This window comes from Syntrophobotulus glycolicus DSM 8271 (genome assembly GCF_000190635.1).
Taxonomy (GTDB): domain Bacteria; phylum Bacillota; class Desulfitobacteriia; order Desulfitobacteriales; family Syntrophobotulaceae; genus Syntrophobotulus; species Syntrophobotulus glycolicus.
Genome location: NC_015172.1, coordinates 1,049,735 through 1,075,591, shown reverse-complemented (window position 1 = coordinate 1,075,591; position 25,857 = coordinate 1,049,735). Strand labels below are relative to the sequence as shown.

The 25,857-nt window shown below is 43.4% G+C and carries 21 protein-coding genes, 1 pseudogene and 1 riboswitch; of the genes and pseudogenes, 9 read left to right on the top strand and 13 right to left on the bottom strand.

What is annotated here, in order from left to right:
- Position 1 precedes the first annotated feature (1 nt).
- The 3 genes from SGLY_RS05445 to SGLY_RS05435 all read left to right on the top strand — a co-directional run bounded on the left by SGLY_RS05445 (position 2) and on the right by SGLY_RS05435 (position 3,000).
- Entirely contained in the window at positions 2 to 970 is a 969-nt protein-coding gene (locus SGLY_RS05445; RefSeq protein ID WP_013624275.1) for an anti-sigma factor family protein, read from the top strand.
- Positions 963 to 2,021, top strand: a complete 1,059-nt coding sequence (locus SGLY_RS05440; protein WP_013624274.1) for a hypothetical protein — start codon at positions 963 to 965, stop codon at positions 2,019 to 2,021. Before SGLY_RS05445 ends, SGLY_RS05440 begins: the two co-directional genes overlap by 8 nt.
- Before the next feature lie 67 nt (positions 2,022 to 2,088).
- On the top strand, positions 2,089 to 3,000 hold the full coding sequence (locus SGLY_RS05435; RefSeq protein WP_013624273.1) for an RluA family pseudouridine synthase: 912 nt from the start codon (positions 2,089 to 2,091) through the stop codon (positions 2,998 to 3,000).
- On the opposite strand, the gene SGLY_RS17025 is transcribed toward SGLY_RS05435, so the two are convergent.
- Positions 2,990 to 3,385: a type II toxin-antitoxin system HicB family antitoxin gene (locus SGLY_RS17025; protein WP_013624272.1), complete on the bottom strand. Its 396-nt coding sequence runs from the start codon at positions 3,383 to 3,385 to the stop codon at positions 2,990 to 2,992. The genes SGLY_RS05435 and SGLY_RS17025 overlap by 11 nt on opposite strands.
- Before the next feature lie 193 nt (positions 3,386 to 3,578).
- On the opposite strand from SGLY_RS17025, the gene SGLY_RS05425 reads away from it, so the two are divergent.
- The 3 genes from SGLY_RS05425 to SGLY_RS05415 all read left to right on the top strand — a co-directional run bounded on the left by SGLY_RS05425 (position 3,579) and on the right by SGLY_RS05415 (position 5,070).
- Positions 3,579 to 4,421, top strand: a complete 843-nt coding sequence (locus tag SGLY_RS05425; RefSeq protein ID WP_013624271.1) for a DUF3102 domain-containing protein — start codon at positions 3,579 to 3,581, stop codon at positions 4,419 to 4,421.
- A gap of 153 nt (positions 4,422 to 4,574) precedes the next feature.
- Positions 4,575 to 4,799 carry a DUF1659 domain-containing protein gene (locus SGLY_RS05420; protein ID WP_013624270.1) on the top strand — a complete coding sequence of 75 codons (225 nt, stop codon included), beginning with the start codon at positions 4,575 to 4,577 and terminating at the stop codon, positions 4,797 to 4,799.
- Positions 4,800 to 4,830: 31 nt separating this feature from the next.
- Positions 4,831 to 5,070 carry a DUF2922 domain-containing protein gene (locus tag SGLY_RS05415; protein ID WP_013624269.1) on the top strand — a complete coding sequence of 80 codons (240 nt, stop codon included), beginning with the start codon at positions 4,831 to 4,833 and terminating at the stop codon, positions 5,068 to 5,070.
- Positions 5,071 to 5,219: 149 nt separating this feature from the next.
- Positions 5,220 to 5,303: riboswitch (cyclic di-GMP riboswitch) on the bottom strand.
- A 100-nt stretch (positions 5,304 to 5,403) separates the two neighbouring features.
- On the opposite strand, the gene SGLY_RS05410 is transcribed toward SGLY_RS05415, so the two are convergent.
- The 3 genes and pseudogenes from SGLY_RS05410 to SGLY_RS18630 form a co-directional block, all read right to left on the bottom strand.
- A complete protein-coding gene (locus SGLY_RS05410; RefSeq protein ID WP_013624268.1) occupies positions 5,404 to 5,820 on the bottom strand; it encodes a type II toxin-antitoxin system VapC family toxin in 417 nt (138 codons plus the stop codon).
- Positions 5,817 to 6,038: a hypothetical protein gene (locus tag SGLY_RS05405; protein ID WP_013624267.1), complete on the bottom strand. Its 222-nt coding sequence runs from the start codon at positions 6,036 to 6,038 to the stop codon at positions 5,817 to 5,819. The genes SGLY_RS05410 and SGLY_RS05405 overlap by 4 nt, the downstream gene beginning before the upstream one ends.
- 156 nt (positions 6,039 to 6,194) lie before the next feature.
- Positions 6,195 to 6,321, bottom strand: a pseudogene (locus SGLY_RS18630) (transposase); the annotation flags it as partial.
- Between the two features lie 76 nt (positions 6,322 to 6,397).
- On the opposite strand from SGLY_RS18630, the gene SGLY_RS17470 reads away from it, so the two are divergent.
- The gene (locus SGLY_RS17470; RefSeq protein WP_013624266.1) at positions 6,398 to 6,547 is read left to right on the top strand and encodes a DUF2922 domain-containing protein; all 150 of its coding nucleotides are present in this window, start codon (positions 6,398 to 6,400) and stop codon (positions 6,545 to 6,547) included.
- 278 nt (positions 6,548 to 6,825) lie between these two features.
- Here the strand turns inward: SGLY_RS17470 and SGLY_RS05400 are convergent, their stop codons facing one another.
- From SGLY_RS05400 to SGLY_RS17835, 3 genes are all read right to left on the bottom strand, one after another.
- The gene (locus SGLY_RS05400; protein WP_013624265.1) at positions 6,826 to 11,019 is read right to left on the bottom strand and encodes an NACHT domain-containing protein; all 4,194 of its coding nucleotides are present in this window, start codon (positions 11,017 to 11,019) and stop codon (positions 6,826 to 6,828) included.
- Between the two features lie 500 nt (positions 11,020 to 11,519).
- Positions 11,520 to 14,489, bottom strand: a complete 2,970-nt coding sequence (locus SGLY_RS05390; protein ID WP_013624264.1) for a DEAD/DEAH box helicase — start codon at positions 14,487 to 14,489, stop codon at positions 11,520 to 11,522.
- A 308-nt stretch (positions 14,490 to 14,797) separates the two neighbouring features.
- Positions 14,798 to 15,169 (bottom strand): hypothetical protein, encoded by a 372-nt coding sequence (locus tag SGLY_RS17835; RefSeq protein ID WP_013624263.1) that lies wholly within the window; start codon positions 15,167 to 15,169, stop codon positions 14,798 to 14,800.
- A 446-nt stretch (positions 15,170 to 15,615) separates the two neighbouring features.
- On the opposite strand from SGLY_RS17835, the gene SGLY_RS05375 reads away from it, so the two are divergent.
- A complete protein-coding gene (locus SGLY_RS05375; RefSeq protein ID WP_013624262.1) occupies positions 15,616 to 17,838 on the top strand; it encodes an MrcB family domain-containing protein in 2,223 nt (740 codons plus the stop codon).
- Complete coding sequence (locus SGLY_RS05370; protein WP_013624261.1) at positions 17,813 to 20,299, top strand: restriction endonuclease-like protein; 2,487 nt, start codon at positions 17,813 to 17,815, stop codon at positions 20,297 to 20,299. The genes SGLY_RS05375 and SGLY_RS05370 overlap by 26 nt, the downstream gene beginning before the upstream one ends.
- Before the next feature lie 191 nt (positions 20,300 to 20,490).
- Here the strand turns inward: SGLY_RS05370 and SGLY_RS18375 are convergent, their stop codons facing one another.
- From SGLY_RS18375 to SGLY_RS05345, 6 genes are all read right to left on the bottom strand, one after another.
- Positions 20,491 to 20,991, bottom strand: coding sequence for a ComF family protein (locus tag SGLY_RS18375; protein ID WP_169312010.1), 501 nt, complete (start codon positions 20,989 to 20,991; stop codon positions 20,491 to 20,493).
- Between the two features lie 50 nt (positions 20,992 to 21,041).
- Positions 21,042 to 21,911, bottom strand: coding sequence for a DEAD/DEAH box helicase (locus SGLY_RS18370; RefSeq protein ID WP_242822982.1), 870 nt, complete (start codon positions 21,909 to 21,911; stop codon positions 21,042 to 21,044).
- A gap of 378 nt (positions 21,912 to 22,289) precedes the next feature.
- Positions 22,290 to 22,535 carry a type II toxin-antitoxin system RelE family toxin gene (locus SGLY_RS05360; protein WP_052298666.1) on the bottom strand — a complete coding sequence of 82 codons (246 nt, stop codon included), beginning with the start codon at positions 22,533 to 22,535 and terminating at the stop codon, positions 22,290 to 22,292.
- Entirely contained in the window at positions 22,525 to 22,779 is a 255-nt protein-coding gene (locus SGLY_RS05355; protein ID WP_013624259.1) for a hypothetical protein, read from the bottom strand. Before SGLY_RS05355 ends, SGLY_RS05360 begins: the two co-directional genes overlap by 11 nt.
- A gap of 264 nt (positions 22,780 to 23,043) precedes the next feature.
- Positions 23,044 to 23,493, bottom strand: coding sequence for a hypothetical protein (locus SGLY_RS05350; protein WP_013624258.1), 450 nt, complete (start codon positions 23,491 to 23,493; stop codon positions 23,044 to 23,046).
- Positions 23,494 to 23,754: 261 nt separating this feature from the next.
- On the bottom strand, positions 23,755 to 25,821 hold the full coding sequence (locus SGLY_RS05345) for an AAA-like domain-containing protein (RefSeq protein ID WP_013624257.1): 2,067 nt from the start codon (positions 25,819 to 25,821) through the stop codon (positions 23,755 to 23,757).
- Positions 25,822 to 25,857 lie beyond the last annotated feature (36 nt).

Here is a 25,857-nt window from a genome sequence, read left to right as displayed (position 1 = left end):
AATGTCCTGTATTTACAGAGAAAAAATCAAAGACTATTTAGAAGAAAAACTCCCCCCAAAGGAGATGGAAACCATGGAAAAACACCTGGAGAGCTGTGCGGAGTGTCAGGCGGAATTGGATAAATACCTTGATCCTAAGCTAAGCTTGGAAGTAAAGCCCCCAGATGTGGAAGACGAGGTTTTGGTTCGTAAAATAAAGGCCAGGATAAAAGGCATGAGGCGAATTATCCTCTACGGCCTGTTAGGCTTTATCCTGGGGTTGTTTTCCAGGTTTTATACCCTGGATGAGTTTCTTTTAACCAAAGCAATGATGGCGTTACCCTATAAATTGGCGGAATTTGTTCTCGGTATCTTCTTCTCGGGAAATGTCGTCCTATCTGGAGACAGAATGTATTATTATTATCAAGGAGGGATGGGCTTTTTTCCGTACCACCCCCTGCTTGACTTTTTGGCAACGACTGTAACCCCGGCGATCATTGCCTCATTTATGGCTGTCATGATTGGTTATTTTTTGAGTGATAAAAGGGTCTTCCGCCGCCAAAACATTCTGAAGTTCCTGGTAACTTGGTTCATTATATTCCTGGTTTGGACCGGTACGCTTTACGGCACCTATAACCACGCCTTAGGCAAAATTAACAACCTTGAGGGGATTAAAGCCCTGACCGTTTATACCGCTGAAAAAAACAGCACCTCTTGGTTGATCAGAATTGATCAAGATGCTTTCAGGGATGAAAAATATACCAAGCTTGTGGCGATCATCTCTGAAGCAGAGAAAGTGACAGCAAAGATTTATCCGCAAGCGAAGAATGGTTACGAAATGTTGGTAAGCTTCTCCGGAGGAGGAACAATTCCCATTTACTTGGATAGGGATAGCGGGGAAATGATTGTGAAAAATGGCAGCGCCTATTTGATTCCGCCTGAAAAGCTGGAATATATCAATGGCGTCTTAGGAGGGAAAAAAAATGACTAAAGTTTTACGAGATAAAATCATCACCTTATTGGGAGCAGGTTTTTTGGGGTATTACTTGGGTATTTCTCTCTTCCGGGGTCTTATTCGAACTCATCTGGTAAAAATATTGCCGCCAATTAACGACCGCCACCTTCCGGATATCTATGAACCTATGATGGGAGCCGTAATCTTGGCGATTCTTGCTTATCTATTCTTTAATCTTATAGTAGAAAAAAGGAGCGTTACACTTTATAAAAAAAGCTACTTCATCGCCGTTGCTTTGCTGATCATAGCACCCTTTATCATTGCAGGCATTTTTAGGGTCCATGCTGTAAGCTTGGTGACCAAGGCAGAAGATACGACCCCTGCGGAAGTTAACATCGGATTAGGCAGGGAAGGCAATTCCATCATGTTTGCTACCGGTTCATCCTCAGCAAGCGGTATAGAGAAATCCATTTCTGTTACAGAGCCTTTTTTAGATGATTTCGGGAAAGGAATCCGGGAAATGGAATTAAAGGAAGTAACGCTCAGAGAAGAACGAAAAAGTGATGCGTCCTCTTTAACCATGTGGATTCGTTATGAGACAGACGGTAAATGGTATTCAAAACTATTAAGCTATACCCAGGGCATGTTTGAAGAACATGTTGCAGGAGAGAGAATCGCTTACTATGGTAATCCTAAGCTTGAGCATTTATTAGAAGAAGCTTTGGAGGAATCGGCTGATATTCATCATTATGATCAGGCCGGCGTGGTAAATGCCGCGACAGTGAATAGCGAAGATGAGGTGCAGGAAAAGCGTCCTTTAAGTCCTGATGATTTTCAAATATTAGTCAATTCCTTAAAGTCTGAGAATTTAATCCAGCAGGATACCGCAGGAGTGAAACGGATCAAAGAGGCTTTAGAGGAATGGGTCCCCCAAGAGGAAGCAAATATTTATGGGATCGAGCTTTTGCAAAAGGGTTTTCCCGAAAATAGGGGGCAAAACTTTATGGTTTATGATAAACGCACCCGGACTTTGATGTTTGAAGGCAAGTATTATCAAGTAGATTTGGATGATATAATGAAAGCGTGAAAGAGATAACAAAAAAGGGTTTGAAACTGTAAGTTATAAATAATTAACCATAAGCTGTGAGGGGAAATTGAATAATACACCGCTAACATACACAGCAGGTGCACAAGATGAGAATACTTTTTTGCGCGACCTGCTCGCCTCAAAACTTTTGTTGTCCCATTCTTTGGTTGTCCGCCTGAAGCACCAGAACAAAATACAGGTGAACGGGCAGTTGGTCCATACCAACTATCGCCTCCAAGCGGGAGATTTTGTCACTATAAATATTGACCTCAGCGAGGAGAACAATATCATTCCGGAGTCGATTCCTCTGGACATCGTTTACGAAGATGAAGACTTTGTGGCAGTGAACAAGCCTGCGGGTATGTCCATTCACCCATCCCGCCTGGGGGGCACCGGCACCTTGGCTAATGCGGTAACTTATCACTGGCAGGGGTTGGGAAGGAACATCCTTTTCCGCCCGATTAACCGCCTTGATAAGGACACTTCCGGCTTGGTTCTCATAGGGAAAAGTCAGTTTGCCCACCAGGGAATCTTCAATCAGCTAAAGCAACACAAGATTGACCGAAGGTATATTGCTTTGGTAGAGAGAGCGCTGACCAGAGATCATGGTCATATTGACCAACCCATCGCCCGGCCGGATGCGAATAAGCGCCGGCGAATTGTCCATCCAGCCGGCCAAGCAGCGACAACCCATTATCAGGTGCTTGACAGGTATCCTGACCACACCCTCTTGTCACTAAAGTTAGAGACTGGCCGCACCCATCAGATACGGGTTCATCTGAGTTACATCGGTCACCCGGTAAGCGGTGACCTCCTGTACGGATTTGCTTCCCCTTTGATAAAACGACAAGCCCTGCACGCCGACAGGATACGTTTCACCCACCCCCGCAGCGGCAAAGAAGTCATTTTAGATATCCCCTTAGCGCAAGACATGCAAACAGCTGTTGACTATCTGGGGAACCAGTCAATCAATCGTTAATTTCCAGCTTCTCTTCCAGTGCTTCCCGCAGAGTTTGCGAGAAGTTAATTTTTTCGGCTTTCGCCATATCATCCAACCGCCTTGGAATCCGTATGCTTTTATTGATGAGATCTTTGTCGTATTTGCGCCGGATTTCCAGCATATCGACTTCCATTGGAACCGCAGCCTGCCGTGGTGAATCCGAAATGTACGACTCTTCAGGGATTGGCATGTCAGCTTTGACCAGATCGTAGAGATAACGTTCCAACATAGTCCAGGCCATAAAATAAGTGTCCAGGAAGGTATCCCCACCAACGCTGCAGTCCGGAAAATACGGGAAAGAAGCCTTATACTTACCGGTCACTTCATCCTTCCCAATATTGGCCGTGAAAACATATTTTTTCATACTGATCCTCCCCTTGGTTGCCCTGTACAATATATGACGGGCGTGGGGAATGTGTTAATTTCAACAACCGAAGCATTTGTCGACGCTGACAGATGCTTCAAATCAAGAAATTTTGTCTCATGGAAGATTCACATCTGAAGGCTTGGCCACGTATGATGCGAGCAAAGGGAAAAGCCCGGGAGGATGATGAACCATGGATGAAAGTGCGCTTACCGGTATACCGGAAAGAACCCCCGACCGGATTGCCGATGAAATAACCTTGATCAAAGAACAAACCAAAAAATATCTGCTCATCAGCGCCGTGGAAATCGGACGCCGCCTTGCTGAAGTCAAGGAAAAGATCCCGTATGGTGAGTTTACCGCCTGGCTGAAAGAAGCGGTACAATATTCCGAGACCACGGCCTACCGGCTGATACGCATCGCGGAAGAATACGGTCCCGGACTGTCACAAACAGAATCGTTTGCCAGGCTGGGCTATACCCAGGCGCTTATCCTCCTGGGACTCCCGGCGGAGGAACGGGCGGAATTCATTACACAGCTTGATATAGAGAACATGGCCGTCCGCGAGCTCCAGCAGGCGGTTACGGACAGAAAAAAAACCCTTGCCGAAAAAACAGCGCTGCAGAAAGAGCGTGACACTCAGCAAAGCAAAATCTCCAAATTATCCGGCGAACTCGCTGAGGCCAACAAAGAAAAAGAAGAAAAGAAAACATCTTTTTGGGCCGAGCAGGAAAAAGTCACGATCCTGCAGCGTGAGCTTGACGCCTTAAAAGATAAAAGCGCGATCGCCCAAAGCATCGCCGCACTGGAACGTGAAACTAAGATCGCCAGGATCAACCTATCCATGGCCCGGGCCGACGCCCGCTACGATCTGATCACCAAAGGATTCGACGATCTGGTTATGGAGATCAAGGAAATGGCCGCGACGGACCCGGAGGCTTTCAAGCTTTATTTCGAACAGACCGACCAGTTTATTTCGGAGGCGTCCCAGCGCTTAAGACGTATAAAGAAAACCTTGCCGGAGCCAAGCCTTTAAGTCTAGGCGGCAGCTGCCTCAGCTCATGGCAGATCCTGAGGCGCTTTAAAAAAGCATGATTCCTGGAACCCTTCCCGGACAGGCCGAATATAATACACAAGGACAAGCTGCTTCCAAGGAAATAGCTTGCCACCCGGGAAAGGAGGTGAAGTGATGGCTGTTGTGGAAACCCATGATAACTCCTTGCTGGTTGCGCGCTATCAGACCGGGGTTTCCGTGGACGGCGCCCCCATACTCCGGCAAAAAAGCCTGTCCGGCGTAAAGGCAACCGCCACAAGCGAAGATGTCTATGACGTGGCTGAGGCCTTGTTCGGAATAGTAGAATACCCGCTGATACAGGTGCGCCGGGACAACCGCATATTGCTAAGTAAGGAATAACCCGCAAAAACATGATGAAAGGGGTAACGCCATGGCGACATCTACGAATAAAATCGTGAGAATGGTTTTCTCAACCCAAACCGGAAGCACATTCAGCATTACGCTGCCGCAACCCCGTGAAAGTTTAACTGCTGCCGAAGCAGAGACGGTCATGGACCTCGTTATCAGCAAAAATATATTCACAACCTCCGGAGGGGACCTTACAGGGAAAAGAGACCTCAAGATAGTGGATACAACCACCACGGATCTCTTTGACCCGATCCCCTCTTAGAGCGCACCCCTGAAGTGTAATCGGCAGAACAAATAGCTTTATCCTAAAAAAACAGCCCCGATTTTATACTATTTAAAACCGGGGCTGTCTACAATCTGTACAGTTGAAAACTTTTGCCCTTGGAAATCTTTAGTGTTTAATTCGAAAGTGTTAATAACTGACTTTTGAACTGTAAGCACCTAGACCCTATAGCTTTGCGTCCCTGTCTTTGGACAGGTTTACTCTTATCGCTCGGTAGTGTCAATAATCTTTCGCAAAATTGATTTTCTGCTTGGTATTTTTCTTGTATATCTTTATCTCTGAGTAGACTTGACCTGGGGCCCCAGGTCAAACTCAGCGTATCCAATCAAATTTAATACTTTCCTGCTGCTCAACAATATCAAACTCATGATGATCGGATGACAGTAGTGATGCATTCCTCATAGAAGCTTCGCCAAGAGCAATCGAATCAGCAAGAGATATCTTGTATTTAGCCTTCAGTCTCGCTGCTTCTCTAAATACATCATCACTAAAGACATCAATAATGTCTATTGGCTGTTTTTGTATTATTTGATAGACTTTATCAGCATTTGTTTGTCCATCAACACGATAAATACCATAATAGACTTCATATAGATTAATTTTATTCATATATACTACAGTGTTTCCTTCAAGGGCTTCTCTCAAAATACCTTCAACCCTGTCAGCTCCCTGTTCATTATTGATAATGGCCAACAGCGCACAGGCATCTAAAACATATACCGCGCTCACTGTTCCAACTCCTTATCCTGACGCTTTTGTTGTAGATATGCTTCGGTTGTAAACTTGCTTCCTTCTTGAAAGCCCCTGAGTTCTTTGATAGGGTCTTCTACCGGCCTAAGAAGTATTCCTTCGTTTGTTTCAACAAATTCAATTTTACGCCCTTTGAGCTTCTTGGCAATGTGTTCAGGAAGATTCAATTGATCAGCTTTAAATATTACCACAGACATTTTTCACACACCCCCATTACCGTTCAATACATCCTAATTTATTATACCATTTCCGAGTATAATATTTATATCACTTTCCATAATTTGTTATTAAATTATTTAAATCCATTATATTCAGTCCAAATCCTTTTTGCAATGAAGCCATGTTGGAACTCCCATAAGTTCTCTTAACCTTAGCGCTATTTCTCCTTTGATTACCTTATATCTATATTTATTTTGTAATCCAGATTATGTGATATTTAATATCATAGATCGCATGATTACTTTTTCTATAGTCAACCATACTACTCACCTCTTCTTGAGTAATATGGCGGGGGTTTTAAACTTTGCACATTGAAAATAAAAGGGGGGGTGCTTAGATGGCGACGACAACGAATAAAGTATTAAGAATGGTTTTCTCCACCCAAAGCGGAAGCACGTTCAGCATTACGCTGCCGACTCCCCGGGAAGATTTAACTGCTGCGGAAGTAGAGGTGGTCATCGAGCTTATCCTCAGCAACACCCGGTAAGGACACTCTTTACAATCATCACTTCCGTATCCTGCATCAGCAACGATGTTTGAAGGAAGTTTACCCCCAAGCTCAACGATTGATATATTAGAAAAAAACTCATTTTTCAAATTATGTGGGTCCTTTGTTAACAAACTTTGTCGTTATCATAATTGATTCTATCCTGCAAGGACGGTTTACTCACAGGAGAGATTGAAGGGCCTTATGTATACATCTGTGAAAATTTGAGAGAGTATTTGAAATCCTATCTCGATATTGTGTAAGAAAATGTAAACATTTTACCGTAGTGAAGCCTTTATGACCTTAGCCCTGACAACCACCCCTTGCTTCGAAAGCTCTTGGGCCTGCTTCGTCAAATAACCGGCAAGGTCTGACCGGTTAAGCTTTCCAGATTCTTTTAATCGATAATCCCTGTCATCCCATTGCTTACAGTTAAACCAGCCAACCAGGTACAGGCCGAATCGGCATTGATTATCGCGGAGATACCGCTCGGCCAATTGGGTCTGCATGGCCGTTAAAAGCTCCGGATGCCAACATCCTTTTACCTCGACCACAACAGAGAAGACATCCGTCGGTGCGCTTCCCCTATCCACTACTACCGCGTCAACAATGATATCCGTGCGTTCCCCAGGGCTCCCACCTTGGCCACGGCGTATCTCAACTTCCCGATTCACGATAATGCCGCGCTTCTTTAAGTCTTCATCCAAATAACGTTTCACATAATCCGAAAAGGTATTCTCATCTTTCGGAGTATACTTTCCGTCAACATGATTCCAAAGGTCGATCGCAGCCGGCGTTTCCCCCTGCAATTTCACTTCAAGCCCGGTCAGGGATTCCAATATACAGTCGATGAGCTGTTCACCGCTTTGAATAAACCGCGACCGCTTGATTTTCGTGAGCGTCAACAGTTCACCCGGCTTTATTGGTACCCATGCTTTACGACGCATATTGGTTTGGGCCTCCAGTAAATACCACTTTACCCAATTCAAATAGGGCAGTTCGTTCTGTATTTCAGCAATTGCGTCGCACGCTTCCCTAGTTCCCCGTTTTTCCAAGACGCGAAGGATGTTGTCCCGCCATTCTGCCACAAATTCCCGGGGGCCCACAAAGTGGGCCATCGTTTCATTTTCGAAGTTGGGATCTTCAGAACGCGGAAAATGCTTTTCCAGCCAGATATAGAGCGCGGACAATTTTTTCTCATCAAGACTCAGGATCACGTTTACCCCTTCATGCCGGGACAACTCCAGCGTGCCGTAGATAACCTTTTCTCCAAATTCACTGTCTTGGGTGATTGCTGGCCAAACAACGCCCCAGCTTCTTTCGTTGATGTAACACAAGAGGCATGCCGCCGCGATGACAGCGAATTCCTGCTGATCACTCCCAAGCAGGGATTCCGCATAACAGCGCGCTTCTTCAACACCATGCTCCAATAAATCATTTAACAGGCAGGCAAAAGTCTGGCTCTTCAGCTTGGGGTCCTTCAGCTTGGTAAACAGCGCCTCCTCGAGCAAGCCGGTTCCCCAGCATTCATGCATTTTTCGGATAATGAAAACGTGATTGTTTTCCCTGTTCTCCCGGTCAATTAATACCATTAAAGTGTTAATGATTTCTTGGGGGGATACTTCAAAAGCCATTTTTACCAATGCTGTATGAATGTCCTTATTTTCCCCACCGCTTGCTGTTGGGTAAGCCAAAATGATCGGAGCCCATCTTATCCAAACTTCAGGAGAAATCTTTTCTACAAATTCCGGCTGAAATTGCCAGATTAGCCTTAGGGCGCGATACCCTGCAAGCGCCGGAAAATATGCGGTATTTGTACTAAGCCATTTTGAGGGTTCCGGATCTGCTTTTAATAGGTATGTCTTGGCTCCTGCCAAGATACGCTGATGGATTTCAGAATTGTCCGCCTGCCACCCGGGCAATACGGTAAGATCAGATTCAAGCTCATTGCCATAATATATACTATCCGGCTTTCGTGTCATTTCCCGGTTCAGCCACCACCAAGCGGCAAGCTCACCGGACTCCAGTCTGTCTAAAAGAATGCGTATGCTCTCCGCCGGTGGTTGGATGGGAGGCTTTTTTCGCGTCTCAGTATTCTTCAAATGCATAAGATGATATTTACGGAGTTCATCTGCACGCGGGGAGTTTAAGTCTACAGGGGCAAAGATGGTATGAAAACGTTCCGCCAAAATCGTATTTTCCTGCATTCCCGTATAGATCGTTTCCAGTTGCATCCGGTCAGAGGCATCAAATATCCCGGCAATGATTTTTGCCCATTTCCGCTGTGTATCTCTACTATTTGAAACTTTTAGACTTTCCAGTAACCAGGGCATATCCTCTTTGGTAATGAAATGTCCTGGATAGAGGAGAAGATCAACCTTATTTTCTTCCAGCAGGTCAATCATGGTATGAATAAGGATTGCGCGTTTTTCTTTTTCCGCTCTGATCAGGTCATGAAACCGAACACCCTCATACTCATCTGCAATCTGATCATATTTCTCCAGGCGTGAAATGATTGTTTGGCCAAATACCTGTGTAATTTGGGGATCGGATATTAAATCCCAAGCCCTGAACATAATCGCATCCATACACCTGAGAATGCTAAAGCTTAATCTATGCCGCTCCCCTCGACTCTGCACCCATTGTAAGGCCCAAATGATGTCGCTGTCCGGTACAAAATCAATAAAATTCAAAACAAAAAAATAGACATAGGCCCCACTAAAATTCTCCCGCTTCGGTTTATCTAACACAGAAAATAATTCTCTGGTTGAGATCAAGCCCGGCCATAGCGCCTGGAGCGCATGCCCCTTCAGTTCATCATCCGGGTCATCTCCGGCCTCCCCCTTGGCCAACGGAAGCAGCTTGGATTTCGCAGCGTCATCACCAATTCGAGAGATGGCACAAGCGGCCTGAATTCTTATTGGGTATTCTTCCGCCTGATCCAATGCAATCTTGACAAGGTCTTCCATTAGGGTGAACTGCCGGCAGTCTTCTGCCATATCAATGGCTACCCGCCGGGTTATGACTCCTTTGCTCCGATCACAGATATAGGGGCGAAGTTGAACGCCCAGCCCGGGGTGGTCCAGTTTATTGTAACGTTTGCGGATTTCAAAATCCCAGTCCAGTAACTTTTCCTCTTCAAATGAGCGTAAAAGCGCTTCTGCCAGGTCAGATTTTGATCGGGCATCCGTAGAAAAAATATCACTGCGCAGCAAAACTTCCGGGTCCGTTCGCATGAACTCAGAAAATATTTCCGAATTCATGGCGGCAATCCAGGCCGCTGTTTCGGAAAGCTGGGGAACGACCTTTGCTTCTTTATCTCCAGCATGTTTAAACAATGACAGGATTTGATCAACGCCTAATCCGGCTTGAATTAAATACCGGGCGGCTAAATACTCTGCATACGTTTGATGGGCCCAGCCCAAGCGGTTGGGACCGCGTGAAGAGAAGAGGCCGGTTCCCAATGTCTCCCACAGGCAGGCCTCATCCACCTCGAAAGTTACCCCATCACATGTTTCAGTATCCCCAATTAAGCAGTTCAAGGGAATATCTTCCTCGGCAACATCTCCGGCATTGACCCCGGTCCATACGGCATATTTGTTGGAAAATATCGTAACTGCCGCCATTCTGGCAGCAACGGTCAGCTTTTGCCTGGGACTTAAATTCCCTGTCTTTCTTGAATCCCGGCGACCCAGATTGGGTTCGGTGCAGAGCAATTCGCATCCTTCAGCATACAGTGATGTTTGCGATGAGGAAAGTCCCTGGTTATACCGGTAAGTATTGAGGAGAAAAGAGAGTGTCACCGGTTTAATCGCCAGCGACATGGCCTCGACTTGCTCCACAGCCTGAATAAACCCTTCTGAGTCGATCCCAGAGGCTGCCGCAGCCTCGGCAACATCGCTGCGCCGCAAAGGAGCCAATTCGAAAACCTCAATGTTCTTATCTCCCCATAAGCTCCTCAGGTCATTCTCCAAGGAAAGCGGCCAATCAGCCGTACGGCAAGCAATACGCAAAAATAAGCGTTCTACGGGATACGCGTGCAATTCGTCCGCCAGTATGGCTCCGACCGTATCTACCCGCAACAGGCATTCGTCCAAACTGTCGAGAAAGATATGAAGGGTGTGCTCACCCTTCAGCCAGGATTGGAATGGCTCCGACTCAAACAGTTTTTGAACCAGGCGTTGCTCACTGCCAATAGAACGCAGGTCCAGCCAAAGCGCCGCCGAATCAGTTGTCTCTCCCTGGCTTTGGATCATCTGCCTTTGTCCGTCAAGCACCGTAGACTTCCCGATACCCGGTTCTCCCAATAAAATCAAGCAAGGGATTGATAAAAGTTCTTCCAACAGCTTCAACTGCGGGCTAATATATTTCCCAAATTCGGAAGCAGGATCGGACAGGAAACCATCCTGAGACAGGCTTATTTCTCCGCCCCGGGGGCACCAATATCGTTTCCAGTTATCGAACTTAATCATACATTTACCCTCATATGTTGATTTCCTGTATCCACCGTACTGGTTTTAATTTCGTATACTTAATTGCTTTATTACTCCAAATACCGCTTCGAATTCGTTTTACACTTCCGTTGTGTTAAGGGGCCAGAAAATAATTTTCATCAAGAAACTCAATGATTTCCTTCACTGTTTTTTTATCTTTTGGAAATTTGATTTTCCTGCTCTGTTTCTTGAGCAAAATTTTATGCTAATCCCCAGGACTCTTGCCTGTGCCTCAATATTTTCGATCCCTACTTCTTCCAGCACTTTGTTTCTCTGAAACAGAGCAACCTTTTTGCGCATGGTAGAGTCCGCAACTTCGACAAACCAATCGGAATCCTCAAAGGACAACAATGCACTGCTCACAAACGTATTCAGATCATCATTGGTGGCATCCCTGTAATATTCCGATAAGTCAAAGATTCTCCTGGCGCTATGATACGAGCAAAATAAAATCTTACCGTGAGCTGCTGAAGGAATTTTTATCCCAGGGTATTGGACCCTATATATCTCCTAAGCAGTCCACTCGCACTCTTTGGGGGACCCTGCAGGCAGTTGATGTCGCCAAAGACAAAAAAGTGATCCTTAGCGCGAGAAACTGCTACATTCATTAAGCTCTCATTGGCGTCTATGAAATAGCAGCCATCCTGTTTGCCATATACCGTTGATAGGATAATAATCCTTCTTTCCGCACCTTGAAAGGTATGCACTGTGCCGACACTTATTTTCGAATCATAATCTGGTAGCGCTTTTTTTAGTTCCGCTCGGATCACCTGAACCTGCGCCTTAAACGGCGTGATAATACCCACTAGATTCTCCTGAAGCTCCCCAGGGTAGGCATCAATGATGAATGCATAGTTAATTTTCAGCCATGCTGCAATCTGTTTAGCTTCTGTGGGATTTAATCGGCTGCTGTTTTTTCTGACCGAATACTCGGACTCAATCTGCATATGCCCCATTTGCGGCCATTGCTTAAGCGGTAACTTTGGATCGCATTTTCCCTCTCCCCTCATAGGGTCCAGGTTTCCTTTATACACCAGCTCATTAGAGTAAGCGATAATTTCATTATAGCATCGGCGGTGTTCTCTTAAGAACAGACCCCTCTCGTTGAATTTTATATACTTGCAGCATTGGGCTGCAACTTTCATTACACTAGAGCAAGAGCTGTTTAACCCCGTCCGTTCCAGTAATTCAAACTCGTTTAGACTGGGGATAGCCCTATTAGAAAAAGCCAGGGCTTTATCTAAGGCCCGATTTACAGCCCACACCGGCTCAATCTGATGAATATCCCCAACGGCAACTGCCTTTTTGGCCAGCGAAAATGCTCCGGCGGCAATTTCCGGAGACACTTGCCCTGCTTCATCAACAATGAGCAAATCGATAAAGTTAAATAAATAGAAGTGTTTTTGATCACCATAGGCGCGAAATTGTTTGGGTAGCGTGAAAAACGTCATGACGAAACACGGTGCGATCATACTGAGTCGATGATAGAACATGTCCAAGGTATTTTTGAAGGTCTTCCCCCCCTGTCTCCCGACCGGCCGATCCTCTTCCTGAACCCATCTGCACTCAAAATAGTGGACCGCCAGCCAAAATTCCACATATCTGACCTTAGTATCCAAAAGGCCGTTGATATAGTCAGGGTCGAGCCGATATTTGCTTTCCCCTTTGTTAGGCAAGCTAATATTATGATGTTTTAATTGATCCAGCTCATGATCATATCGGCCTTTCAGCTGTTCCAGCTTCTCTTTGTTCTTTTTAAGCTCCGCAAGGATTTTCTTGTATTCCTCACTTTTGTAGCTGTATGTTTCCTTGATTTCGTCCAGACTCATATACTCGTTGAGAAAGCCCTGCTCATCCTCATTAATAAACAGTCTGAATTCTGTTTGTATTTTTCGGGCGAACATCTTTATAAACCGAAGCAGTCGGAAAATCAAGGGAATCTTCTTAAAGCAGTCTTCCCACTCCTGAACTCTCCGACGAATCTCCCCAAACGCTTCTTGTCGGTGTTTAATCCTTCCTTCCAAATTATGAATATAATCATCCAGTGGCTCTCCATTCAGCCCCAATTCAGAAATTTCCTGAACCAGTTCAAGCAACGTTTCTTTTTTGTCATCTAAAAACTTTAACTCTTCATGCAATCTGCTTTGGCATGCATCAATGTCTTTGTAGGCGCTGTCAAAATACTTGTTGCAACTTTCCATGAGTTTGAGCTTTGATTTTTTAAGGTTTTCTTTATCCTCAATCTTGGCAACAAAAAATTTGCCGTTTTGATCGGTATATTGATACCCCCTGCTCTCTGCTTCCTTTCTTTTCGAGGCGGCGGGAAAATAGACAGCAAAGCTGTCCACGCCCTCAATCCACCGTTCTTCCAGATTCGCCAAGTCCATTTTTTTGATATTGCCGAAAGAAGCGATGATATTGGTAACCGCTTGATTGTTGGTGGAAGACGTCACAATAACGGGAGCTCTCTCTTTCTGCAAGGCCCGCTTTACATACATATCCGCAACAATAGACTGCAGCAGGGTGGTCTTTCCGGTACCGGGAGGACCATTGACCGCCAATATCTCGGCCTCAGTCATGCTGTTAAAATGGTTGACCGTTTCCCTTTGGGACTGAGATAAAGGATATTCTCCCCCCATTTGGCCACAGTGAACTTTCATCTGAGCCCAGGTATTTTGGATAAGGGAGCTGGTCTCCGGTATTTTCAGCGATAGAAAATTATCGTAAAGAGCTTTGGGCTGCTCGTCTTTCTGGAGATCATTATATAAGTTCATAATATGGAAAGTGGTAAAAACAGTCTTGTCCAGAAAAACATAGACGTTGTTTTCCAGCTCGAAGTACGGCTCCTTTTCATCCAGGTTCCGAATGGTGTTTTGCTCAAATTGAGAATCCGTAACTTTCTCATAGAACATCTTAAAAAATTCGACATACTCCCGCCAGGCTTTAATCTTTATTGCCTGATCCACTTGATTGCTCATGAAATCATCAACTGCTTCCGTCCGCCCAATCGCCAATTTAGGCTCTACCATGGGGGTCAGAAACTCTCTCGGGAACCAGGGAAGTTTTCTTTCCTCCCCATTAAATAACAGAGTTCCATCTAATTTAAGAAGGGCTGGAATAAAGTAAAATCCGGTTAGTTCATCACGCTCATCCTGGACTTTTTCATTCGCTTCAAAAATTGTTTTGATCGTTTTGGCACAGATTATGACATTGAGCAACGTTTTTTCCTTGGCTTTTTTCTTTGACTCGTCCTCGTCCTCATACTCGGAGGCTTTTTTATTGGCCTCTGCAAAAAGTTTTTGAGTGTCTTCCAGGTCGATCTTTCCCTGCAGCAATTTTGCCACTTGGACGATCTGAAAATTATCATTCTTAAAGTCAATTTCCTTGTTTGATTGCGCAGCTACAGCACTCCTGAAATATTCCGTAATCTCTTTTGTTTTAAAAGTCATCTAATTCTCCTCAATATACCCTTCCAGGTTTTATAGATGGTTTAACTATTCAATCCAGTTAAAGATAGCTTATCAAACGCCAAGGTTTTAAAATTGGACGCCTTCACATCCTCCAAAAGCTTGCTCAGCTATGAAATAGTAACCTTCAGGTTTTGCAAATCTTCGATCTGTTTTTCCCGGGCCGAAACGGTTAAGGCGTCTAGGAATTCCCGGCGTCGGGCAGAGGGCTGGTCGGAAGCCCACTTCAGAATCAGGTCCCGAAAATCTTCCGTCGGAGGAGGCGAGGCTCGCTCCCCAAGAGAACCCTGTCACTTTTCTTTCCTGTTTTTAACTGCAGCACAGCGCCCATGATGAAAAGTTGCAGCTCTATGCCGGAAATATCCGGAAGCTTCCAGGCCCCGGGCGAATTGCAGCAGCGGCAGCGAAAGTACCCGGTAAACTGGTACTTTTCCAGCCAGGGGACTTCTTTCGCCTCCCCGTCTTTGCCCGCATTCCGCACAGGTCAGCTTCAGTCTTCTTTCTGGAATGTGTTTGGGGATATGGGCCAACGCTTTAGTTACCATTTTGGCATATTTCCCGGGCAAGTGCCTGGCTGTAGGGCTCTCCGGTATCTCCCGAATATCTTGCCCTGTTACCACACTGATAAGATGCGGATTTATTCCATTTTTCCGATACGTCATGATAGATCCTTTCTATAACAATTGTCTTATACTCTCTGAAATAATCCACCGGCTCCATCTTTACATCAGCAACAGGGATACATTCTCCTGAAAGGAGTTTTAATCCCCCACATCACAGGCCCCTTTCTTCTATTTATTTCCTGGATAGTTGTCAGTCATAATAACCGATTTATCTGTATTATTCGCCAAATACCCTATATTTTCCTTTGAGATTATTACATAAGAGCTCCCTATGCTGAGCCTGGAATGAAGTCCAAACCGGTCTATACGAATATTCACATATTATTCCATATTGACGCAATATTTGCTAAAATACTTGTATATGCATAAGGAGTTTGCCCATGACCTTAAATCTATTGCCCCGAATGCCAAAAGCAAATATCTACTAAAGCGTAAGAGATATATCTGTAAAAACTATAAAACAATCAAAAAGGCGGCGAGTGCAATTGAAAAAAGAATTCTTCGAATACATAGGGGCCGAAGATAGCCTAGCATCCTATTCCAGGTCATATAAATTGGTCTTCTTAAAAAGCCTATTGGCGACCATGGATGCCGAAGGAAAAGCTGGAGCCTTTCAGGTCACCGAACAGTTTAAATCCTTCTACATAGCACGAAAAAAATCTGGAAAGTTACCGGATGCCAATGTCGATGCTCGAATAGAAAATATTGAGCATACACCAAACACCTCCATTTTAAGCGTGATCCTCGATAATCCCTATAAAGCAATTGCAGGGAAAGGTTTTGTCAAACAAAGAGAATTTGACGATATCAGTTATTTTGTCCTTTCGCCAGACCTGGTCGCAGAATTGACCCCAGAAGACATCACGAACCTAAATAATATCATCGAAAAAAAGATCCAACTCTATTTTTCCAGAATAGATGGCGATACCATGGCCGTTGATATGCAATCCCTATTCAATCGGATGCTCGATAGCTATTATGATAGCCGGACAAGTCAGGCATTTGCCGGCAATGCAACCGGTGAGTTATTCCGCAAGAAAGCACCTGCCATTCTGGAAAAAGTGCCGACCTTCGATGGTGATACTTATCTCATAAAAGGTAGTATTGGACAAGGCAATTGGGCCACTGTACCCTGGATTTGTGTTTTTGATAAACGGATCACCATGACAGCCCAACATGGTGTTTATATTGTCTACCTACTTTCAGAAAAAGGAGATAAGCTCTATCTCACCTTTAACCAGGGATGTACCAAATATATAGCTGAACTTGGCAAAAAGAAAGCCATTCAAAAAATGCAAGAAATCGCCAAGGACATCCGCTCTAAAATGAAAGCCGACAGATTCATTGCCAAAAATGATTTCGTTCTTGGCAATGAATATTACGAACAGGGAAGTATCTTTTATAAAGAATACGCCAAAGAAAATGTCCCCGCGAATGATGAACTCATCGCCGATTTTAAGGAAATGCTGAAGATCTATCAGCAATATTACAACATGACAGCAACAGATCAAGCTTCCCCAATTGAAGAAATCCCTGAGAAAGAGGAACCCCCTATGATCATAGAAGAATACATCGTTTCCGATGAATTAACACGCATCGCTGAATACATCGCCACCAAAGGATTTTCCTATGAAGGCAACCTCATTGCGAATTTCTATCTGAGCTTGAAAGCCAAGCCTTTTGTCCTTCTCGCCGGTACCTCTGGTACTGGGAAAACGAAACTCGTCAAGCTATTTGCTGAAGCGCTAGGAGCCAATACTGCTAATGGTAGGTTAAAACTGGTTCCCGTCCATCCCGATTGGTCTGATTCCACAGATTTATTTGGCCATGTCGATCTGAATGGCCACTATGTTCCTGGTGTTTTGACCGACTTCATCAAAGCGGCTATGGCAGAGCAAGATAAGCCTTATTTTTTGTGCCTGGATGAGATGAACCTTGCCCGTGTTGAATACTATTTTTGTGATATTTTATCCGTGATCGAAACACGTCGGACCGAAGGCGGGAAAATCATTACCGATCCGCTGATTGCTACTGAGGTCTTTGGTCGTGACGAGACAGCCAAAACCAAATACGGCAATCTCTACCTACCAGAAAACCTTTATATCGTTGGCACCGTGAATATGGATGAAACCACGTTTCCTTTTAGCAAAAAGGTGCTTGATCGAGCCAATACCATCGAATTCTCGTATGTGAATCTCGATACGATCAATCCAATTGGGAACGCCAAGACCGCCATACTAGACAATCGCTTTCTCCAAAGCGAATATCTGTTATTGGGAGAATGCACGGAATACGAAGATATTATCTTCAGTACAGTATCCATATTGAAACAGATCAATGAGACCCTCAAAGTTGCCAATGCCCAAGTAGGTTACCGTGTGCGCGATGAAATCTGTTATTATCTGGTCTACAACGCCAAATACTCCTTGATTGATCACCACGATGCCTTAGACCTTTCTATCCTTCAGAAGATATTACCTCGGATTCAAGGCAGTAGCAGTTCCATAAAAACCATGCTGATTGAACTTTTCAAGATCTGTATCGGTAACGCGGATGAACTATACCAAGCAGCGGACAATGCAGCGAGTGATAGCATGTTTGATTATCTGAATCGCCAAGAGAGCGTTCCATATCGAAAAAGCGCGGAAAAGGTAGCGTTCATGACAAGGAGATTTGAGGAAGATGGCTATACATCCTACTGGCTCTGATCACGATGAACTGGTCTATATTACCACAGACAAATTAAGCGTTACCATAAAAGGCAGCGCTTATTCTCCACGCATTGGTGTTACAACCTCGTCCGATCAGTTGTCTGACCTCAAGGTATCCTGTAATGATCATTTCCAGCTAGAGCTAACCAATAAGGCTCAAGTTGATACAAATGTCACACAAATAGCAAACGGCATGTTTCGAGGCTCCTTTCCAACATCCCCCCTGTTCTATGAACACCAGAACTATGAAATCGTGATGGAAAGCAACGCCAAATATGTGGTTGAATTTTGGCACGACAATATAAACATTCGCAATAAAGTTGGACCCGTGGGCAGGTCTGGCAAAATGTTGTCCGGGGTCATCAACTTTGGGAATGAAATCGGATTCAGCAATCTGCTCATCAAGTTGAATGGTATTCCTTATCTACGTATCATTTTGGAGATCTTCCCTTCCAAGCTCAAATATAAAGAAGACTATCAACAATTAATGGCGGATGTTACAGATGAAGTTTATAACTTAGCCTTTGAGTTCTTGCGCAAAACCTACCTGGAGGCCAGGATCAATGAGAAAGCCGGCAATAGCCCGACAGAGTTCTTTAGCATCATACGCCTGATCTTTGACAAATTTATCAATGCAGCAGATATCATCGTGAATAAACCACATCATACTTTGGCGACCGTTTCAGAGATTCTACCTGCTCATAAAATAAAACAAGTCCAGAATCAAACACTCCGCTGGCTAGAGAGACATCCAGAGTATGTACGCCCCCATCTAACTGGTTATGCTGCGGAGAAAGCCCTGACTACGAAAAAACGAGTCACCTATGATACAGTGGAGAACCAATTTGCGAAATTCATCTTAGAATCTACTGCCAAGAAACTGATGAACCTCCGTGCTCACTACTTACGATTGCATCGAGATAAAGACGATGAAATGATTAACATGATCGACCGGATGATTAATGGTATTATGCGCCGTAAAAATCAAACCTTTTTCAGGGAGGTCTCCCGGTTCAACTCTACAGCTAGCGTCTCCCTGGTATTTACAATGGCTCCCGGATACAAGGAATTATTCAAGTACTATTTAATGATGCAACATGGACTATCTTTGGATGGCGATCTCTTTCATATCTCTGTCAAAGACCTCGCTCTCCTCTATGAGTATTGGTGCTTTATCAAGCTAAATAGTATTATGAAAAATCGCTATCGTTTGATCAAACAAGATATCATCAAAGTCGACGGTCGTGGTCTTTTCGTCTCCCTACGCAAAGGTGCTGCCTCAAAAGTTACTTATGAAAACCCTGATACAGGTGAACAGATCGAGCTATCCTATAATCCAAAATCGCAAAAATTGCCCACCGTTGCCCAAAAGCCTGATAACGTGTTGAGCTTACAAAAGCACGGCTCCAAAACCAAATATCAGTATATCTTTGATGCCAAATATCGGATTAATCCCGCCCTCGAGGGTACAGGCTATCGAGCGATCTATACGACCCCAGGCCCCGAAGAAGATGATATCAACACCATGCACCGCTATCGCGATGCCTTGGTTCATGAACATTCCCTCCGGCCAGATTTTGAACGTTCCATGTTTGGCGCCTACGTGTTATTCCCATACGGAAATGAAGTAGAATATTCTCAGCACAAATTTTATCAAAGCATCGATCAAGTCAATATCGGCGGGCTTCCATTCTTGCCTAGCGCCACGTCTATGGTCGCCAATCTGCTCGATGAGCTTGTTGCCGACTCCCCAGAATCAGCATTTGAACGTGCCACCTTACCTGTTGGGATCACAGAAAAACTTGTTGATAATGACTTAAGTGTCCGTGACGTTATGGTCGGTGTTGTTCGCAGCAAGGAGCAGTTAAAGGCGAATATTGCTTATAAGTTCTATCATATTCCGGTTAGGAGAATAGCAGATAACCGCTTCCCTATACATTACATTGCACTCTATCAATCTGATAACATTTTTGGTCATGATTCTGGCATCCGTCTGTATGGTTCAGTACTCAGATGTAGCACAGTCAAGCGTAAAGACATTACGGAAATCCCTACAAAGAGCAAGCAGGATGAATGGTACTATCGTTTTGATGTACAGGAATGGACCGAGCTGAATTGCCCGATCAAGGTGCGAGAATTTGGACCGCGTGTAAACATTTTTACAAACAAGTTTCTTCTGGAGAACAGTGAGTACGTTCCTGAATTATATATCCGGTCTACGGAAGAACTACGTCTATATACCGAGTTGAAGCGTCTAGCATCTGTGGTAAAGATTGATGGAGATCAGGATAAGGTAGAAGGGTTCGAATTTAATAACAGCATTATCCGCCTTGCTAACGGTGAAATCGCCGTGCATACCTCGGATGGGCGGTATCATTCCTATAGTCTTAAAAGTTTCAAAAATAAGCCGAGAAGTTTGTTTAATGAGATACGGGGGATGGTAACGGGGATTTGCTGATATGAATGGATTTTTCTGAAGCAAACGGCTTACTAATTTTCTGGAATTTAAAGAATTTTTTTTCTGGAATTTAAGAAAATATTTTCCCGTATGTTAGGGTAAACCAAAATGTTTTGTAGCCCTTGCGTTTGATCGTTCAAATATTATTTTGCTATGCATTCAATCCCCACCTTCCGCCACCGACGCTCTCGCTAAAGCGAAGGGGTACACCGGGCCGAGCCTTCTCTTCTTAACAGTATCCCACAAACTGTTAATGTCCAACCGGAATCTATGATATCATCTACCAAAAGAACCGGTAAGTCGGGTACGTCTCCGACGACCGTAAAACCGTGAAAAGCATTCTTACACTGCTGATAGCTATTCTCCATTTTCTTTTGCGAAGGAGTGTCGCCGCTTTTTTCAAGCACCTCCAAATAAGGTAGATGAAGTTTCCCGGCAAGCCTTTGCGCAAAGCTCTTGACTAGTTCGGGTTTGCGAAGTGAAAGTACGGAAGTCACCCACTCTAAATCTTCTTTCAGTATGGTATCCCGAATCAATTCCGCGGAAGCCTCCACAAGTTCATCGCTGAAATAATCATCCTGATATTTATTTTGGGCGACCACCCTTCCCCAGCCGGCATCTCCATAAGTGCTTAAGATCTTGCCGGGGAAATTTTGTTCCGCCTCCGATATTTTTCGCGCAGATTGATCCACTATACCGGCAGGCCACTGTTTTCTGGGGTCAATATCTTGATAATCCCCTTTTAAGAACCTGATTGCTTCCAGTACAATTGCTCTGGAAACTTCCTCTGGAAAAAATTTTGTATTGAGACAGTTGCTGCATTCTCCACAGTTTTTTCCATGCGGATCATCCAGCTTTGCAGAAATATAGCGCATATAGCATTCTTCGGTATCAACGAACTGTTTGATATCCGCCAATTCTTTTTCTCTTTGCGCAGTAATCTGATCTTTTCGCCAAAATCCTTGGATAATCCTGCATGGTATTCCAAAGCATTGATTCCTTTGCTCCGTAGCCATTTCGCTACCTTATTGCCGTCCGAGGTCGTAGAGCAATAGATAATCCAGAACCCATCCATTTGGGGAAGATTCTTGTAAAGCCAGGCCAGCCGTTCCGCTTGGTCCGCTAATTTTATCACTTGGAGTCTGAGCGATTCTCTGCTTAAAGGACCGCGAATGATCGCTAATCCCTCACCCAGCTGAGCCTTAATGTCGTCGACAACTCTTTGGTTGGCCGTAGCTGTTGTCGCTGCCAAGGGGACACTGGCGGGCAGCTGTTGAATGGTCCGGATAATTCTCCGGTAGTCTGACCTGAAATCATGTCCCCAATCAGAAATACAGTGGGCCTCATCAACGACCAACATGCCGATTCCGCCGGTCACTTGAGGAAGGACCCGCTCTGTAAAATCCTTATTTCCCAGTCTTTCAGGGGACAACAAGAGAATATCGATTTCTCCTTTACGCAGTCTCTCTTCTATTTCCTGCCACCCTGATACATTGTCACTGTTGATGGTTTCCGCCACGATTCCTATCTTAAGCGCGTTTTCTATCTGGCTTCTCATTAAAGACAATAACGGACTGATTAAAAGGGTCGGGCCGGCGCCGCGCTCTCTCAACAGCTTTGCTCCAATAAAATACACAATACTCTTGCCCCAGCCCGCTGTACAATCAGCGTTTTCCGTCCCCGCAGAGTGGCGTCAATGGCCTCCCATTGGCCATCGCGAAACGCAGCACTTGTAGCCAAGCATCTTTTTCAGAAGGCTTAAGGCTTGATTATGCATCTTTCTCCCCTTGCTAAAACAATATTTCCTGTACATAATCCAGTCGTTCGCTTTTGGCGTAGCGGAAGAGAATGGGGTAGCGTTGCATGGTTTTCATCCTTTTGGCTTCGACGTATTGTTCATAGGAGAATATCTGTGCCTCTGCTTAAATTGACTGAAATATCTGCAAAATATAAAAACAAATAATTTATACCTGGAACTGGTCGATCCGTCTCATTTATATATTTGTCCGCGAGGGGAAATTTGAATAATCTTAACCAATAACTCTTCCTCATATCGACTGAATATTACTCTATATTGACCAACTCTAAGTCTGTAATCCTCTGTACTTCCTTGCAGCCTTTTTATATCTCCAAAAGGCAACTGGTTAATAGCGTTAATTATTCTTATTTGTGTGTTTTTATCCAGTTTCTTCAAATACTTCACACAGGATTTTTCATACTCAATTCTATATTTCATCTTCATGGATCCCTAATTCATCTAGGAGATCTCTTTGTTCAACAAATTCCCCTTTGGATTTAAGGTCATTGAGTTTTGCTCTTTCCGTTTCTGTAATATACTTAGGTTCTGACTCATTTATTTTATTCCATTGTTGCTGGGTTTCTTTAAATTTTAAAAACTCAGCAATTTCAATCACTGTTTTAATGTTTTCCTGTTTTAATTCATCTTGTAAGGCTTGTTCTATTTTTTTGGAAAGAGTCATTTTTTAGCCCCCTTTATTTACAATTTTTAACATTCCCATTATATCATAATTCTACAACCTTCAATATCAGAACACCGTCCATTTCGCCGGATATAACCTTTAATTCCATCAAGCTTCCTTAAGTTTCAGTTTTTCTGAAACTTAAGGAAGCTTGATGGAATTTTTATTTATCACATAGGCGTTGGTCATATGCTCGATCTCCTTTGCCGTATTTTCTTGACTATAATTATAACCGCAATAGCCAATATCTGCCACGTCCATTATTCACATGAATTTTTCCTCCAGCTTTTTGCACCGCTTTGTAAATTCCGAAGCACTGCCGCACATGCCAACGCTATCGTAATACGCGATCACCCGGTCGCAGATGGTCATCGCCTCGGTAAGTTTCTTGCGTTTTTTATAGATTACCGCCAACCGGTAAGCAATCGGGAATACTGCCGTTGAACGGCTCAAAGGCTTTAAGCTTCTCCTCCGTTTTTTCTTCCCATAAACGGAAATGAGAGCTTGGATAGGCTCTATTTCCTCTTTCCGATAGCACTTTGGGACATCCGGAAGCATCGCGATATCTTCCAGACAGTAGTCGATACATTTGCGGAGGTACTTTTCATCCAGGTCACGGTACTTGTAATAGAAATCCTGCAGGTATCTTGTTTTATTTCCGGGAAAATCAACTAAAACATACGAACATGAGATTGAGTTTGTTATTATAAACATAATGGGCAATTCAAACTCTTGTAGAAAATCCTGCTAATATCCTGAATTCCGAAATTGTTGCAACAAGGATACGGACAAATACCAATTTTACAACATGCAATTGAATATTTCCTTAAAATTAGCTCATGTTACAATTTCGATTCATAACGAGCGAGCTTTCCAGTGTTTATGCGGGTTTGGTAGCATCTCGTTATAATTTTCTGGGAATGCAGGATGAATCGTACCTGTACCAACCTTTTTAATATTCTTTTTTAAGTTTAATTAGGTTAGATTGCTCATTTCCGCTTGTATATTTGTGAAAAAACCATCTAGTAACTTCTGCTGAATAACAAACGGCTTTTCCTCAATGCTAATTCCGAAAGTGTCTGCTTCCAAAAACTCTTGTAGTTTTTTGGCCACATCAGGCCTAAGTGCAGAGTGATCTTTCCAGTGGCGATATACTTTAATGCGTTCAAGAATAGAGAAAATAGCAGGATAATTTGGCTTAATGTCCGTCCAAAAATATCGGTTTTTAGCTATGCTTTTGCCGTAATTTTCAATTGACTCAACAAAACACCGATTACATATATTTATAAATTCCAAAAATTCTGTTTCATTCGCAACCGCAGTTATGGACCTGAATCTATCGGCTTCTGGAAAAGAATTTGCGCCGAATAGACTGGCTTTTCCGAGAGATTTTATAACAATTTCTAATTGACGCAAGTCGCTTATTATTGAACCTATCCTTTGCTTTACCCAATTATTTCTTTTAGAAATTTCAATTGTTCTAAAAAGTCCGTTCCTCTTTTCGCGTTTCGCCAACTCCAAAGCGGCATACCGACCTGCTACTGGCATATTTATTGAAGGAACATTATTGTCTTTCACAACAAGACCATAATCGTATAAATGTTTAGAATACTCGCTTATCTGCGCGAGCTCTATAAAATCACCGATTTGACCCGAAGCGAGCATTTCAAACAATTCATACTCCTCTGGATAAAACATCCGTATTTCCGAAACTACATGCTGAAAGTAATAAACTAAGTCGGAATTAACTTCTTCTAAAAGCTCTCTTATTTTTTGTAGCGAAATATCAATCGGTCTTGATTCGGTCAATATTCTATTGATAGCACTACACGCTTTTCGCGTAAGCATTGGATGACCACCGTACTGGTTATAAAGATATTCAATGGCATCATATGAAAACTTTAATCCCATTCTTTTACCTATAGTTTTAATCATAGATTTTGTTTCATCTATATTGAACCCTTTTAGGTATTCTGATTGCACTATGCTAAACAAAGGGTTTTGTATGGTGTCAAGCATATCCTTTTCAACAGAACTTGCGTTCACTCCACCGATGATAAAGACTAAGTTTCTGTATAAACTTTGAACTGACCATATAGTTTGCCAAAAATCAATAAATTCTCTTTTCCAATGCTTATCAAGCGTTGCATTAAAAGAAATATATTCGATTTCGTCAAAGAACAGAATAATCTTCTTACCTTTCTTATTAGCTTCTTGTACGACATAGCGAAATGCCCCCAAAATTCCACTTGGGTTCTTATTCCAGTAGTATTTTTCGATTTTTAATATATTTGCTATTTTCGAGCAAATTTCGCCGAGTAACTCATACCAGTGCTTTGTCCTGTACGAGGGGGACTTACAGTCAATAAATAACACCAATCCCATCTTCTGTTCTATCAATGTTCGTTCAACCTTGAACAAAAGAGAAGTCTTGCCAGTTTTACGCAAACCAAAGATTCCTCTGTTTTCGCAACGTCTTATCGAATCTAACATTCTCGAAATGTACTGTTGTCTGCCGAAAAAGAAAGAATCCTCTCTCAATGGTAATGAATACTCGAATAAATCCGCAGCAAAGCAATCCTTGATAAGCCTATTGCGTATATACCATGCATCGTTTTTATTTGCTAATAACTCATCTTTTGAAAAACAAATGATATTTTGAGCAATCTCGTTATCAATTGAACCGCTCCGCATCCACTCAATTATATTTGCATCGTCTGATACAAAAAAACAGCTTAAAGCATCTATTCTGTTTTTGTAAGGATAAATTTTAAGAGCTTGATATAGCGCCTGCAACGAACGTGACTCCATATGTGAATACGGCGAATAAGCGAACAAGACCTCTTTCTCAAAACCGAACTGTTCTTTAATGAAATCATTTGCTTCAAGCAAGTAAATATATATATTCGTATTGGCGAACACAAACTCTGTTGCGTAGTTTGCAACAAACCCAAATTTAAATGGTTTGAGTAAGTCATAATGATCAGGATGTGCTCCGAGAAATGACTCTACCCTACTTTGTTCTGTCAATATTCCATCCATATTACGTCCTCCTCGTACAAAACATAAACAGCATAA